Origin of the sequence: Micromonospora sp. CPCC 205539, assembly GCF_036906815.1 — a bacterium.
Lineage (GTDB): Bacteria > Actinomycetota > Actinomycetes > Mycobacteriales > Micromonosporaceae > Micromonospora.
This window is the reverse complement of record NZ_JBAKHW010000013.1, coordinates 1-15001: the sequence shown is the minus strand read 5'-3', so window position 1 is coordinate 15001 and position 15001 is coordinate 1. Positions and strand designations below refer to the sequence as shown.

Genomic DNA, 15001 nt, shown 5'->3' with positions numbered 1-15001 from the left:
ACCACGTCGGCGATCCGCCCACCCGGGACTGGCGACCGCCAGCCCCACCACCTAAACCCCTTCCGGGGATCGCGTCGGCCGCGTGCCGTAACCCCGGGGGGATGCCCCTGGGAGGAGGTGGCGCGGCCGGCGTGGCGCCCGGTAACTCAGGAAGGACACCATGTTCGAGCCATCCGCGCAGATCACGTCCCTGCTCACCGCCATCGCCGTCAACGAGTCCGCCGCCGCGGGCATGCGGGCGATGATGCAACGCGAGCAGGAGTTCCCCAGCCCGACGCAGGCGAGACTCACCGGTATCGCCCTGGACCCGTCCGGCCGCGCCTACGCCGATGAGGTCCTGGACACCGCCTGGTCCGACGAACGGCGTCAGCAGGAACTGCTCAGCGCCGAGCGCCCCACCCGCGAGGTCATCATCGGCAGCGGCTTCCACGCCGCGACCTACGCCGCCGTCCGCGTGCTCAGCGGTCACCCGAAGCCGCTGGTGCTGGAACGCACCGAACGCGTCGGCGGCAGCTTCGCGATGACCACCCGCCCGGTGTTCTACCTCAACTCCCGCAACCGCGCCGGCGGCGCCGGACTGTCCGGGGACCAGGGAACCAGCCTGAACTACCTGCCGGGCGCCCCGATCCAGGCCGCGAACGTGTCCATGGCCGAGTACCAGACGAACACCGACATGGCCTTCGTCATCCGCCTCGCGTTGGCGCAGTTCGCCGACGTCGTGCCCACCGCCACCGTCCGGTCCGTCACCCCGGTCTACCCCGGAGTGGAACTGGAGATCGAGGGCAAGGCGCCGCTGATCGCCGGGCGGGTCATCGACGCCCGCGGCCTGGGTGACCCCACCGACCAGGACCTCGCCAACGGCGCCACCATCCTCACCTACCCGCAGTTCATGCACCGCATGGCCGGCATGTGGCCACTCCGTGGGGCCCGGCGGGTCGCGGTGATCGGTGGCGGCGACTCCGCGAAATGCGCCGTCGAATCGTGCCTGGGCATCGCCCCGCAACCGTCCATGGCCGCGGTCGCCCTCGACCAGGTCGACCGCGTCGACTGGTACACCAACGACCTGCCGACGACCTGCGACCAGTGGCGGCAGGACATTCGGGGCCGGTACCAGGCCATCGGCCGCTACCTGCGGCCCGACCGGTTCGGGGTCCGACGACTCACCGTCCTGCCGCGCCGGGCGCAGCCCGTCGCGCTGCCCGGCGCGGGCCTCATCGACGGCCGCACGTACGACCTCGTCGTCGTCTGCACCGGCAACCAGGAGACCGACATCGACCGGCTCGACTTGGGCGATTTCTACGAATACACCACCGCCGACGGCATCGTCGTCGCCCGTGAACACTACGAGCTACCCGCGTTCCGCGTCGGCCCGCACGCGCGGCTGCCCTTCACCGCGCGAGAGCGCGCCGACGGCATCGCCGACATCGCCGCGAACGCGGTGTCGATGTTCCGGACCGCACCCAAGACCGCCGCGTTGGCGGCCACGCTCCCCAACCTGACACCCAACTAGCCTGCTGCTCTCACGCGACCAGCCGGCAGCACCGTCGGCACGAGGCGGGGGAGTCGCTGCGGCGGGCGAGCGGTCGCCGATCAACGTCGACCGGCTCGCCGGGGCAGCCCGCATCGACCCGCCCGCGACAGGTTCGGGCCGCCGCGCCTGCGGGAGCTGGCTCGCGCCCGCCCGGGCGGCGCCGCCACGGCCGCCGGTCCCCGCCCCGTCAACCCATCCGCCGACGCTGTTGCCCCTCCTGGCCGTCGCCCGGCCACCGACATCACCCGTCCGGGCACGGCCAGCAGGCCGTGCCCGGACCCCTCTCCGACCGCCAGAAACGGAGCTTCGCCATGGCAGACACCAGCCGAGGGCCGGCGGCGCCGACCCCGCGCCGCCGTGACCACCCGCACCGCCCCGGCAGAGACGGGGACCCGATGAGCACGAACCCACCCGACACCCGCATCTTCAGCGGCGACTGGCTGGAGACCACGGACCCGTCCTGCCCGCACCGCTACCGCGAGGGATACGCCGGCACTCCCGCCGGAACGTGGAACGGCTGGCAGGTCTTCACCGCCACCCCGCAGGTGATGGACGCGATCATCGACAGCCACCACACCGCGGCCCTACACATGATCACCGCCGAGGTTGCCGGCGGCGCCCACCTCGACGAGGCGTGGCTCCACGCCCTGCAGCACCTGGCGTCGATCTCCCGGCTGGGTGACCTGGTCGTCGTCGACACCCGCGTCCTGCAGAGCGACCCCACCCAGGTCGAGATCCTCGCCCCCGACACCGACGGCCGCTACCGCGTCGGGTTCGGCTGGATGTGGAACACCGTCGACCCCGCCGACGTGCACACCGTCCACGGCACCATCGCCGCCGACGGGCCGCCGCCACCGTGACGCCGCAGCGCGGCGCGCGCACCGCCCGCACATCGACGTCAACCCGCACGAGCCGCCGAGGCTCTTGGCTGCGCCCACCACACCGTTCGCCGCAGCCCGCGGCGCGCGCCCGGCCAAAGCTGGCGTGGCGACCCGAACCCGGCGGCCTCACTGGTTCCGCATCACCTCGTGGCCCACCAGACCCGCTCATCAACGGACCCCTGCCCGGCACTCGTCGCGGCCGGACGCACACCCCACGTCGCCCAGCGCCCCGAGCCGTCGCTGAAGGAGAAGCCCATGACCCTCGACCAGCGCCACCGGCACCGGCGGGCAGGTCACCGATGAACAGCACCCACACGACGCACTCACGCCGACCCGCGGTCGAACACGCCGCCTGGATCTTCTACGCCATCGCCGCCCTCGGCTCCACCATCGGCCAGATCTGGGTCGGCGTGCAGACCCCGCCCTGGCCCGACACCCTCGACTGGTGGTGGCGCGCCCTGTTCGTCGCGCCGTTCGCGATCGTCATCGACCTCGGCGGCGCCGTCGCGGCGGCCTTCGCCGACTGGCGGCAGCGCCTCGGCGAGGCCGCCTACGGCTGGCGGATCCTGTCCGCCACCACGGTCACCGTCGGCGTCACCACCAACATCGTCGGCCACGCCGACGTGGCATACCTCGCCGTCGTCTTCGGCGGCCTCGGCGTGTTCGCCTACGCGATCTGGCTGATGCACAGCGCCGCCCGACGCCGTGACGCCCTGCGCGCCACCGGGAAACTCGCCGACACCGCCCCGGTCTACGGCCTCACCCAGTGGTGGCGGGAGCCGGCGGTCACCCGCCGCGCCCGTTCCCTCGCCCTCGCCCAGCGGCTACCGCTGCACCGGTCCCTCGACATCGCCCGGCAGCAACTACGTGAGGAGAAACGGCGCAGCGCGCTCGCCGCCCACGTGGAGAAGCTGATCCGGTCCCGGCACGACGACCCCGTCCGGGCGGACATCGCCGCGACCACGCTCGACCTCGACGCGGTCGCCGCCGCGCTCACCGCCCAGGCCGACGTGCCCGGGTGGGCCCGCGTCATCGGCGCCGACCTCCTGCCCCCGCCACCGTTGGACAGCGCAGCGGACCTGGACGCCGAACGGGACACCGTGGCGGTGGCCGGACCGATGCCACCCGCCGACGTGTTACGCCGAGTACCACAGGACCAGGCGTCCTACGACCGGTGGCGGCAGCTGTGGGCCGACCTCAAAGCCGACCCGGACACGGAACTCCCCGAGTTCGCGCAGCGGCACGGCATCTCCCTGCGGCAGGTCCAGTGGATCCGCCGTACCGGAGCCAGCGGCCTGCTCGACTCACCGCTCACCTTGATCGACCGGATCGCGCAGCTCGCCGCCAACAACCCGGTCTCCGCCTCATGAACCCGCCGCTGGCGGTGGCAGACCACGCCTGCGTCTCGGCACCGGCGCGCCTCGCTGCCAGGCCCTGCCGGACCGTCCGGCGCCCACGCGGCAGATCGCCGCCGGCACCCACCGTGAAGGGGAAACCGTCATGCCCGCACACACCTTGCGGCGGCTGCCGTGACCAGCCGCATCATCGCCGTCATCGCCTGCGCCGTCGTCGGCGTCGCCTGCCTGTGTGTCGCCGGACTGGTCGCCGTCACCGGGGCGGCCTCGGCCTGCTCGGTCGCCGCCACCCCGAGTGGCACCACTGGCCGCTACGACACGGAGCAGGTGCACTACGCCCGCGTCATCGTCACCGTCGGCGTCCAGAAGAGCGTTCCGGTCCGCGGTCAGGTCATCGCCGTGGCCGCCGCGCTGCAGGAATCCGGACTGCGCAACCTCGGTCACCTCGGCGAGGGCAACGACCATGATTCACTGGGGCTGTTCCAGCAGCGACCGAGCCAAGGCTGGGGCACACCCGCGCAGATCATGGATCCCGAGTACGCGGCGGGCGCGTTCTACCGCACGCTCGTCATCGTCGCCGGCTGGCAGTCCCTGCCGCTCGCCGTCGCCGCGCAGGCCGTGCAACGCTCGGCCTACCCCGACGCCTACGCCAAATGGGAGGGCGACGCGACCGCCCTCGTCGGGCTCGTCTCCCATCAACCGGCCGCTTCCGGCAGCCCCGGTGGGCAGTGCATCAGCGTCGGCGGCTGGATGGCTCCGGTCCAGGGGGCGTTCGTGTCCGGGTTCCGGACCGACAGCCGGCCCGGCCACGACGGCGTCGACATCGCCGCCGCCAAAGGCACTCCGATCCACGCCGCCGCGTCCGCTCTGGTCATCCGTGTGGTCTGCAACGCCCACCTGCGCGACGGCAGCCTGTACTCCTGCGACGTGGACGGCCATCCGGTCACCGTCCTGGGCTGCGGCTGGTACGTGGAACTGCTGCACCCCGACTCGACCGTCACCCGCTACTGCCACCTGCTTCGCCGCCCGTCCGTGGACGTGGGTCAGCAGGTCGCCGTTGGTCAGGTCATCGGCCAGGTCGGCAGCAGCGGCCACTCGTCTGGGCCGCACCTGCACCTGGAGACGCACGCGGGCGAGCCCGCGACTGAATCCAATGCCGTTGACCCCATCGGCCATTTCGCGCTGCGCGGTATCGATCTGATGTCCACCTAGCGCACGACGCGTCCTTCGAGGAGGCTCACCACGCGCTCGCGGCCTTCACCTCACTCGGCAACCGAACGTCAACAGGCGCCCAGCCGGCAGCTCACCACCGACGCGCCCGTAAGCGCGACAGCCTCTTTTTCTGTGCCCCGATACAACCACTCTGAGTAATTGAAAAGCTCCTATGGGTGTAGATGATCGGGTGACAGCTGTCGGCGCGGCGGCTCTCGATCGAGATGCCGAACCTGGGCGCCTATCGGACGGGCTCGGCGTCCAGCAGGTCGGCTGCGGTGAGAACGGTGGTCGCGAAGTCGTCCGGCGGGAGTGTGGCGACGAAGATCCTGCCCAGATCGTCGGGGAAGGGGTGCGTCGGTCGCCAGAACGCGAAGACAAGCACCAGGTCGTCGTCCAGATAGGCATACCGGGACACGTTGTCCAGGGTCTCGCCCCACTGCAGGAACCAGAAAACCTCCCGCAACTCTGTCTCGTCCTGCTCGAGAAGCCGGAACACGGCCTCTGGCGAACGTCCCGGGAGAGGGCAGGCCCGGACGTTGCGCTGCCGCACCTGCGCAGCGGTCGACCGCATGGCCCGACAGAGGGAGGGGAGGTAGGCCGAATTGTCGTCCGTGGTCAGCTGCTTGCCCGCCGCCCAGACATCAACGGTCCGGAGGTGGGGCGACTCGACGTCTCCGACCTCCACCGCGAAGGTAGCCCGGTCACCGAACCGTCGTGTCATCAGACAGGATGCTAGTGCCTTGACCACCAACGTTCACGGTTGCTCGGCCCACGGCACCGAGCGTTGCCGGTACGGTGAACCACCATGATCGACCCGCATCCGACACCGCAACCCCTTTCACCCGAGCGTGTGCTGGAACTTGCCGCGCCGATGCTTGCCAAGGTCGGTGGCGAGTGGCGGCTGACCGACGGGCCGATGCTGCGGTCGGGATCGTTGGGCGTCCGGCTTCTTCCGTCACACAGCGACGATTACCGCCACCTGGACCTGGAGATCCTGCTCAATGCAGACCGGCCGGACGTGCCCACGGTCGTCGACTGCACGCTTGGCCTCGCGGCCGATCCGGTCGAGGCGGCCCGTCAGGCGATTCAGGCGTGGATTGAGACCTGCCTGGTGACGGTCCTGGAGATGATCGAGCAGCAAGGGCGGCTGGCGAACCACTTCAGGTCCGGCGACCAGGGCGGGTTCGCTGGCTGGCATGCGATCGTCGGCAGTGTGACCGGGTGGTCCGTTGACGGATCGCGGAGTAAGCAGGAGTGGTTCGCCGAAGCGAAGCCGTGGTCGACCCTGGCGCCGCTGATCGCGACTGGGCTCGACCGCCCGTATCTCAATGGCGTTCGCATGCTGGTCGGCCAGGGTGGCGACTTCACCGAGAGTGAGGTCCGGATCAACGGCCAGCGGCACGAGCCGTCCGCCACGGCGCTCGCCGCCCTGGACTGGCCCCGTACCGACGATTTCGGCCTGGCACGCACCTTCGTCCTCCTGGTCGGCCCCGACTAGGGCCTGTCCTGCCGATCATGAGGATCCGGCTTCCATTATTGACAGGTCAAACTCCAGGGCTACTCCGCCGGTGCGTGCGCGTTGAGCAGTGCCTCAAAGGCGGGGAACTGGGCTTGCGCGGCGGCGATCACCTCTGCGGTCGACCGTCGGGCGGAGCCGGTGTGCCGCTGTGCGATTGTCGTCAACGCCGCGATCGGCTCGGGCACGCGCTCGATGCCGTCGACCGTCTCGAGCGGGCCGACGCCGTTCGCCAGCAGCCACAGATAATCGCCAAGGTCGCGCGCGATGACGGTGTACTCGCCTTCAGAGCCCAAGAACACGACCGATTGGCGGTCGAGAGGGTCGCCTGGGTCGCGGAGCCAGAAGGCGGCCAGGCCACCGGTGCCGTCCTGGCCGAAGGCGCGGAATGGAGGAGCGCCGACCATAGGGGCGTTCGTCCAGTTCTGCCACCACTCCAACATTTCGCCCGACCACATGAACGTGTCGTACGGATCGAAGTCATGCCCGCCGTGCTCGTGGAAGAACCCCGCCATGTGTGCCTCGACGAGCACCGCAGGCAGCGTCGAATCCTCGACCGTCATCGACACAGTCTAGATAGTGCCGAATCATGGAAGCCACATGATCGCGGCGATCAGGACCAGGCCGGATCGGTAGAGCGATGCACGTTTGACGTAGCGGGTGGCCAGGTCACGCCACTGCTTGAGGCGGTTGAAGCAGCGTTCCACCACGTCGCGCTTCTTGTAGACCACCTTGTCGAAGGTTGGTGGTCGGCCGCCGGCGCTGCCCTTGGCAGCCCTGCGGGCGATCTGGTCCGACCGTTCCGGAATGACGTGCCGGATCCCGCGTTGCCGCAGCACTCGGCAGGTCGACTCGTGCGCGTAGCCCTTGTCCGCGATCAGCACGTCAGGGCGTTTGCGGGGCCGGCCGGCCCGGGCTCGTTGACGCGGATCGCGTCGAGCAGGGCCAGCAACTGCGGATTGTCGCCGGCCCGACCCGGGGTGAGCAGGATGGACAACGGCCTGCCACGCCCGTCGACGGCGAGGTGAATCTTCGTACTCAATCCGCCGCGGGATCGGCCGATGGCCTCGCCAACTTGCGCACCAGACGTCGCCGCACCAGCCGGGGATCCCCTCTCTCGCGGGCGCCAGCAGCATGCTGATGCGCCCGCACGATCGACGAGTCGACGCTGATCGTCCAATGCACTGGTGTCCCGCCTTCATGCACCTGCGCCGCGGACAGGATCCGGTCCCACGTGCCGTCCGCGGTCCACCTTCGCAACCGATCGTGGCAGGTCTTCCACGGTCCGTAACGTTCCGGCAGGTCACGCCACGGCGCCCCGGTGCGCAGCTTCCACAAGATCCCGTTGATGACCTGCCGATGATCCCGCCACCGACCCCGAGCCCCACACGGCTCCGGCAACAACGGCGCTATCACCGCCCACGCCTCGTCCGTCAACTCGCCACGGCGCACCACCGGCACATCGTCAATGACCCACCGCTACAAGATCGGCAGGACACGCCCTAAGCGATGTCTCGTAACTCGGTGCCGACGTTGCCCGTAGGCGGTTCCTGAATTAGCCGGCCAGGGCGATGTTGTGTAGGTGAGCGATTCCGGCGGCGGTGGCCGCGAAGGTACGGCCGGCGCGGCGGTAGCCGCGGAGGCCTTTGTAGGTCTTGAGGTGGGCCAGGCAGTGCTCGACCCGGGCCCGGATCTTGCGGTGCTCGGCGTTGTAGTCCTCTTTCCAGGAGGGCAGTTCGCTGCCGTTGGCGGGTTTGCGGTACGGGATTATTGCCTCGGGATTGCCGCGGTAGGCGCCGTCGGCCATTACCGCAAGACGGCGAGCCGGTCGTTGATGCCACCGCTGCGGTAGACGATGGTGTCGTGACGGTTGCCGGGCCGGGGACCGCCAAGGGCGATGACCAGTTGATTATTCGCGTCGATGGCGACCCGCAGATTGGCCGAGTAGCGGTAGTTCTTGCTCGGTACCGCGAGGCGGTGATCGCGCGTCGGGATCAGGGTGCCGTCCACGATCGCGATCTGGTCCTTCGGCCGGCGACGTACCGGTGCCAGGGCCAGTAGCGGTCCGACGGTGTCGAGGACCCGATGGACTGCCGAGTGTGATACCCCGAGCAACGGCCGGAGTTGACGCATGGTCAAGTTCGTACGCCAGTACACGGCCAGCAACAGGACGCGGTCCGCCAGGCCAAGAGCCCACGGCCGACTCGGACGGTTATCGGCGATGTCATCGCCGCCGCGTCGCGCGACCAGGCGTACCAGCCGACGGAACTGCGCCGGACTCAGCCCCGTGAACGGGTGGATCAACTCATGACGGACGGCCGACATCCCCTGCACTCATCGGTGATGGAACACCGTCTGGAGCGGGCCAACCCGGGCTACGTGGCCCTCAGCCGTCTTATGACGGGAGGAGGACCGGATCGATCTCGGCCAGCGTGTCGATCAACTGCGCGGCGCCATCGCGAACGTGATCATCCGGGTCATGGATCAACATCTCACACTCCCGCACCGCGGCGTCGCGATCGCGGCCGAACACCATGAACACATCGAGCACCGCGTGTGAATCCAATCAGCGTGGTTGGAGTCGGCCGCCGCGAGCGCTGAGGCGACCACCGTCAGTCCGGCCGCGTCCTGACGGCGGAGCAATGCCATGACCGTCACGCGCGTAACGAACGTGTCCTCGGTGTCCAGCACGAGGCCCAACAGCCTTCTGCGGGCATTCGGATCCTCTGTGAAACTCGCCAGACTTCGGCCCGCGTCAGCCCGATCCTGGACGTCGGGGCTTCCTGCGAGCTCGATCAGCGCGGCCACCACAGCGCGTCTTGTCTCTTCGCTCATGGCCTCATTCTCCGCGACTGCACGACCTCGCCCTCCCGGCAGACCTCGTCGCCGCGTTCAAATCAGTTAGGAGACATCCCTTAGGCCTTGACCGCAACGTCGGTCCGGGGTTGGTCAGGCCGCTCCAGTGCTGGCCCCAGCGGTGTTGGCGATCGCTGCGAACGCGAGCGCGTCCGCAGCGCTCGACGGCGAGGACGTCCGGGTGGCGGGCGTTCGCGTCGTGCCATCGCAGGTAGGCGTGCGGCGACCGGCTGCTGTAGGGGCGGGGCTGTGACGTCCTGTGGGAACGGCGGGGTTGGTGACGACGGGATGAGACGCTGCACGCCACCGTCCGTTTCAGTCGACCTGCCAGCGGGATAGCGGCTACGGCGACTACGGTCCAGCCGGTGCTCCAGGTGCCTGAAAATCTGTGTTGGCTCGCGGGCCTCAACGTGCTGGTGGCGGGGGCCGACCATTCACGGGTTGGCGAGACCGTGAAGCAGGCCAGTGGCGAGGTCCTCGGTGTCGGAGTCGATGTCGATGCCGGCGTCAACGAGTTCGCGGCGCAACGCGACAAGCCGTTCGCGCACGCCGACGGCGTCACCGAGACGTGCCGCCGTGCGCATCGCCCGGCGGGTCAGCTCGTCGGAGAGCGGATCCAGGGCGCGGGCCCGGTCGTAGAGGGCGAGCGCGGCGGCGGGATCGCTGCCGACGTGCAGCCCGGCGGCCTGGGCGTACATCTTCACGAGGCGGCGTCGGGCGTGCTCGCGGTCGGTGTCGATCCACTCGTAGGTGCTGCCGTCGGCGAGGCCGCCGCTGGCGGCGGCCATCGCGGCGTGCAGGTGGGCGAGGCGATCCGCGTCGTCGACTGCGGTGGCGACCCGGGCGTAGGCGTCCTCGACGGTCCACCAGTCGACGTCGAGCAGGTTCGGGTCCAGGTGGTAGCGACCGCCGGTGTTGATCACCGGTTCGATCTTGGGCGTGTCCTCGTTCAGTGCGGTGCTTGTCTGCGCGGTGGAGCGGATGGTGGTGCGCAGGTTCGCCGCGCAGGTGGACAGGCGCTCGGACGCGCGGGAGACGGTGACGTCCGGCCAGATCGCCTCCATGATGTCGCCGAGGCTGGCGCCGCCGCGGTGAACGACCAGGTAGACGAAAAGTTCCAGGCTCTTCGCGCGGAGACCGCGTACCGGCATGCCGTCTGTGTCGAGGATCGCGGGCTCGCCGAGCACCCGGGCGCGCACCCGGGGTGCGGCGATCCCCGAACCCGGTGGGATCGCGCCGTACTCGGGCGCACGGGTCTGCTGCGGCGGGCCCTGCCTCTCGGGCTCTGCGGGGTCGTTGTCGTCGCCACGTCGTAGGGAGGTTGTCGGCGGCTTGGCTTGGCCAGCTGCGGGACTTGGCGCGGGAGTTGGGGGTTCGGTGTCGCCGTGCGCTTCGGCGAGCATGGTCAAGATGTTGGCGGTCGCGGCGGTGTCGAGTACGGCAACGCGCTCGCCGTCACCACCTGCCGTGGTGCCGTCGGCGGCGACGGTCAGGGTGGTGCCGTCGACCCAGCTGCCGATCACGGCGGCGCCGATGTCAACGCTCGCGCCGAGACGGATCGCGGTGGCCAGCCGTGGATGCCAGCTCTCGTCGGGGATGTCCGCGATGAGCAGCAGCTGCGGCAGCCGCTCGTAGGTCCAGTCCTCGTCCTGTCCGAAGAGGGCGGCCGCTTCCCGGTCGGCGGCGATCCGGCTGCGGCGAATGACCTCCTCCTCGAGGAGGGTGAGCGCCGCCGCGAAGGTCGGGGTGACGGCGAGCCGCTGCATCGGGTTGCGGTCGACCGCGGACACGCCGAGAAGGGTGGCCAGCGTCGCAGCCGGGATGACCACGCGGCCTTGCGCGCCCGGGTCATCGGTGTCACCGGAGGTGAGGGTGGCCACGAGCAGGGCGCGCGCGGCGTCCAAGGCGGCGGGTCCATCCAGACCGAGCCCGGCGGTGACCGGGAGCGCGTCGACACCGGCCAGTTCGGCGCCGCTAGTTCCGCTGGCTGAAAGCGGAGGTTTCACCTCCGCGGCGATGTACTCGCGGACGGTCGGGCCACGGTCTGGGCTTCGGTCCAGCAAGTGCGGTGCGGCGCGGCGCACGCCGTGCCGCAGCCGAGTCAACGCAGCCAGCGGTGACGTCAGGTCCGCATCAGCGAGGACCGGGCCGGTGATGGGCGTGGGCCGGTAGCGGTGGCGGCGTCGCCTCCACACCATCGTCACGGCGTAGACCAGCGCCGCGGCCAGCCCGACGCCCATCGCGCCGCCGGCGATATCGACCCACCCGCGCGGCGAACTCGAGGGCCTGTCGTCGGCGGAACGGGGCGGCAGAGTGGTGGCGTCCTTCCGATCGGCAGTTGACGGGCTCGGTGCGATCGAGGGCGTCGCCGGGCCGGCGGCGTCGGACGCCGGCGGTGCTGTCACCGATGGTGAGGGCGGTACGAAAACCCCGTCGTCGCCGGTTGGTGGGCGCGGGGTCTCGGCGCTGGATGTGGCCGACGCGCCTGGTGCTACCGCTGGTGGGGTGGCATGCGGGGTCGTGCCCGGCGTTGTGGTCGGGTTGGTTGTCGGTGGTGCTGGCGACTCTTGCGGGGGCACCTTCGTGGCGGGGTTGCGCGGTGGTGTGGTTTCCGGCGGCGTGCCAGCGGTGGGCATGGTCAACACCCAGCCGGGGAAGATCAGGTCCGGGTTGCGGAGGGTGCCGCCGACGTTGGCGAAGTGGGTGCCGCGGTTGAGTTTGAAGATCTCCGGCCAGCGGTTGCCATCGCCGAGGCACCGTTCGGCAATCTTGGACAGGGTGTCGCCTCGCCGCACGGTGTGGGTGGGCACGCCCTGGTGGCCGGCCTGCGGAGTCACGGAGGTGCGGTGGGTGCTCAGCGACGTGGCGGCGGTGGAGACCGGTTCGGCGGTGGGCAGGTCGGCGCTGCTGGCGGCGGGCGCGGCGTGGGCGCTGACGCCGGTGGCCGTGGTGACCGCGCTCGCACCGAGCAGCGCCGCTGCCAGGCTGCGGATCGGGCCAGGGAGACGGATCGTCACCGTCCAGCGCGCTCGGCGCGCCAGCGCGGCGTAGGCGTGGCTCAGCACGGCGGTGGCCAGCAGCAGCCACAGGGCCACCGCCGCGGCGCAGATCAGGACGGCGATGATCTGAGGGCTCAGGGGAGCCGCCATCCACTGCTGAATGTCCTCTGACGTGGGCGGCGACGGCCGCCAGGTGCCGGTCGCGGCGAGGATGACCGGTACCGCGGCAACGGATAGCGAACTCGTCGCAATCGCGAGGGTACGAGCGCTTCGAAGTGTCACCTGGCCTCCGTTCATCGTCCGGCGCACACGTTGAAGGTGGTGCCGGTGGGTGCCGTTGACCCGTGCCGCGACGCTATGACCGTTGACCTGCTTGCGGAATGAGTCGCTGTCTGACAGAACCTCACGTCTCCTGACACGACCTCACACCTGCAGCTCAGCGGTGTTCCGTTGGTGAAAGGCGCCCGGGTCGTGTCAGAACCGGATGCCCGATCATGGGCGTGGCCGAGGTGGTGTTGCTGCCGTTAGCGTGATGACCGCGGTCGAGTAAGGGTTCACACCGAGTGCAAGGAGATTCATGGTCGACGGGTCTGCGCGAAGCACCTTTCCGGATCTTGACCTGGACTCGGTCTGGAACGACAACGAGTACGCGCTCAGCGCCTACGTCGACGCGCCGCCATCGGATGCATTGATTGCTTCGGTTCAGGCGGACCTGGGCTACCGACTGCCAACGTCGTACGTGACGCTGATGCGGTGGCGGAACGGCGGGATGCTGTCAAACACGTGCTGCCCGGCGCCGAACCGGACCAACGTGGGCTGAGGATCACATCGCCGTTGACGGCATCATGGGGATCGGACGGGACAGGCGTTACTCGCTGGCGGGCGAAGCCGGCAGCCGTTTCTGGATAGAGGAATGGCGCTATCCGGCGATCGGGGTGTACTTCGCCACGTGCCCGTCGGCGGGGCACGACATGATCGCGTTCGACTACCAGGACTGTGGTCCCAATGGCGAGCCGCGGGTAGCCCACGTAGATCAGGAGTGGGACTATCGGATAACCGTGCTGGCACCGGACTTTGTCGACTTTATGCAGGCGCTGCGACGTGAGAGCATGTACGAGGACGAGAAGTAATGTCCTGGTTGACCAATCCCCGGCGTTCGTCGGGTGACGGTTTGCGGCGAGTCGTGCCGGCCGGTCGGCGGCAGATCCGGACGGCTGGGATGTCATACCGGGAGCGGCGGGCGGGTTCGGCTTCGAATGCGGCGAGTAGGGTGACCTCGTGAACCTCCCGGGGGCCGTCCAGGAGCTCTGCTACCACTTCCTCTCGCTGGCTCCGAAGGGGCTGGTGACCGGCCTCTACCTGACTGGTGGCACCGGGTTCGGGGAGTGGATCGAGGGGCAGTCGGACGTCGACTTCGTCGCCACCCTCACCCACCGGCCATCCGACGGCGAGGTGGAGCAACTGCGGCAGGCACACGAGCAGCTGGTCGCGTTCTCCCCGATCGATTTCGACGGGATGCACGTCCTCGTCTCGGACCTGGCGTCCGATCCGAGGAAGCTGCCTCCGGTGCCCGTGGTGCTGCACCGCGAGTTTCGCATCGGGCACCTGGATCCACTCGTCGCCTGGCACGAGTTGGCCCGGCACGGCGTTACGGTCACCGGCCCGCAGCTGTCGACCCTCGGCATCTGGACCGACTCGCATGTCCTGCGGGCCTACACCGTTGACAACCTCGACACCTACTGGCGCACCATCACCGGCCACCTCGCCACCTCTTCCGCCAACGCGCCGCAGGCGGAGCTCGACTACGCTTGCTGCTGGTGCGTCCTCGGGGTCGCCCGCCTGCACCACCTGATCGTCACCGGGGAGATGACCACCAAGTCGGGCGCCGGCCGCTGGGGGCTCTCCTACTACGACGGGCGCTGGCACCGGGTCCTTCGCGAGGCACTGCGCCTGCGCGAAGGCGGACATCCCGAGTATGACAACCAGGCATCCCGGCTCCGGGACACGACCGATTTCGCCGCATACGTCGTGGACGCCGGCACGAGCCGCCGAATCGCGCCTCCAACTGAGTGACGACGTGAAGCGCGGCCAGCACGATCATGCCAGGCCAATGGTGTGGTCCCCCTCATTGCTCATTGAGGCGCGCTGTCCTCGCGACGCCCAGGCGGGCATCCAAACCGGCTCCCCCTAACCCTGCGTAGCACACGGGTCGCGGCAGATGCGGGCACGAGGGCTGGCCTCAAACACAGCGTGGGGGGCGTCCGTTCCTGAGATGCGCCCTCTGCGCCGCAATGCCGGATGATCCCTGCGTGGAAATCACCCAACTGCTCCAGGCGGGAGTGACCAAACCGCACCCCGATCAGGCGGCCAGTGCCACCTGGCTGGCCTTGGTGCACGCCAGCACCAGGGCAGTCGGCGGTGTGGTCACAACCTCGGTCGAGGAGCCGACGACCGGCCGAAACCACTACAGAGTCGGTGTGCGACTTCGCGATGGCAGGCCCTTGAGCATCCTCTTCAACGCTGCGGCACTCCTGGTCGCTGGGGCCGAACGACAAGATGTCAACGCCGCCCCAACCCTGACCACCGTGGTCCGGCTGAAACTGGACCACCTCGGTTGGTTGATCTTTAGTCGTTAGTCTTATTTGCTG

At 69.5% G+C, this 15001-nt stretch carries 11 protein-coding genes and 4 pseudogenes; 8 read left to right on the top strand and 7 right to left on the bottom strand.

What is annotated here, in order from left to right; all coding sequences use genetic code 11:
- The first annotated feature begins 160 nt into the window (after positions 1-160).
- The 4 genes from V6V47_RS13635 to V6V47_RS13620 all read left to right on the top strand — a co-directional run bounded on the left by V6V47_RS13635 (position 161) and on the right by V6V47_RS13620 (position 4979).
- Positions 161-1510, top strand: coding sequence for a hypothetical protein (locus tag V6V47_RS13635; RefSeq protein ID WP_334628552.1), 1350 nt, complete (start codon positions 161-163; stop codon positions 1508-1510).
- 416 nt (positions 1511-1926) lie between these two features.
- Complete coding sequence (locus tag V6V47_RS13630; protein ID WP_334628551.1) at positions 1927-2391, top strand: hypothetical protein; 465 nt, start codon at positions 1927-1929, stop codon at positions 2389-2391.
- Between the two features lie 320 nt (positions 2392-2711).
- Positions 2712-3782 carry a hypothetical protein gene (locus V6V47_RS13625; RefSeq protein ID WP_334628550.1) on the top strand — a complete coding sequence of 357 codons (1071 nt, stop codon included), beginning with the start codon at positions 2712-2714 and terminating at the stop codon, positions 3780-3782.
- 159 nt (positions 3783-3941) lie between these two features.
- Positions 3942-4979 (top strand): M23 family metallopeptidase, encoded by a 1038-nt coding sequence (locus tag V6V47_RS13620; protein ID WP_334628549.1) that lies wholly within the window; start codon positions 3942-3944, stop codon positions 4977-4979.
- Between the two features lie 241 nt (positions 4980-5220).
- Here the strand turns inward: V6V47_RS13620 and V6V47_RS13615 are convergent, their stop codons facing one another.
- Positions 5221-5703: a hypothetical protein gene (locus V6V47_RS13615; RefSeq protein ID WP_334628548.1), complete on the bottom strand. Its 483-nt coding sequence runs from the start codon at positions 5701-5703 to the stop codon at positions 5221-5223.
- Positions 5704-5787: 84 nt separating this feature from the next.
- On the opposite strand from V6V47_RS13615, the gene V6V47_RS13610 reads away from it, so the two are divergent.
- Positions 5788-6480, top strand: coding sequence for a DUF6348 family protein (locus V6V47_RS13610; RefSeq protein ID WP_334628547.1), 693 nt, complete (start codon positions 5788-5790; stop codon positions 6478-6480).
- A 59-nt stretch (positions 6481-6539) separates the two neighbouring features.
- On the opposite strand, the gene V6V47_RS13605 is transcribed toward V6V47_RS13610, so the two are convergent.
- The 6 genes and pseudogenes from V6V47_RS13605 to V6V47_RS13585 form a co-directional block, all read right to left on the bottom strand.
- Positions 6540-7061: an SMI1/KNR4 family protein gene (locus tag V6V47_RS13605; RefSeq protein ID WP_334628546.1), complete on the bottom strand. Its 522-nt coding sequence runs from the start codon at positions 7059-7061 to the stop codon at positions 6540-6542.
- A 24-nt stretch (positions 7062-7085) separates the two neighbouring features.
- Positions 7086-7950, bottom strand: a pseudogene (locus V6V47_RS13600) (IS5 family transposase).
- 103 nt (positions 7951-8053) lie between these two features.
- A pseudogene (locus V6V47_RS13595) lies at positions 8054-8832 on the bottom strand (transposase family protein).
- Positions 8833-8893: 61 nt separating this feature from the next.
- The gene (locus V6V47_RS13590; RefSeq protein ID WP_334628545.1) at positions 8894-9049 is read right to left on the bottom strand and encodes a hypothetical protein; all 156 of its coding nucleotides are present in this window, start codon (positions 9047-9049) and stop codon (positions 8894-8896) included.
- A gap of 414 nt (positions 9050-9463) precedes the next feature.
- Positions 9464-9574, bottom strand: a pseudogene (locus V6V47_RS32710) (integrase); the annotation flags it as partial.
- A gap of 214 nt (positions 9575-9788) precedes the next feature.
- On the bottom strand, positions 9789-12503 hold the full coding sequence (locus V6V47_RS13585; RefSeq protein WP_334628544.1) for a LysM peptidoglycan-binding domain-containing protein: 2715 nt from the start codon (positions 12501-12503) through the stop codon (positions 9789-9791).
- Between the two features lie 427 nt (positions 12504-12930).
- Here V6V47_RS13585 and V6V47_RS32705 point away from each other — a divergent pair.
- From V6V47_RS32705 to V6V47_RS13565, 3 genes and pseudogenes are all read left to right on the top strand, one after another.
- A pseudogene (locus V6V47_RS32705) lies at positions 12931-13483 on the top strand (SMI1/KNR4 family protein).
- Positions 13484-13631: 148 nt separating this feature from the next.
- Positions 13632-14426 carry an aminoglycoside adenylyltransferase domain-containing protein gene (locus tag V6V47_RS13570; RefSeq protein ID WP_334628542.1) on the top strand — a complete coding sequence of 265 codons (795 nt, stop codon included), beginning with the start codon at positions 13632-13634 and terminating at the stop codon, positions 14424-14426.
- A gap of 236 nt (positions 14427-14662) precedes the next feature.
- Positions 14663-14989: a hypothetical protein gene (locus tag V6V47_RS13565; protein ID WP_334628541.1), complete on the top strand. Its 327-nt coding sequence runs from the start codon at positions 14663-14665 to the stop codon at positions 14987-14989.
- The last annotated feature ends 12 nt before the right edge of the window (positions 14990-15001 follow it).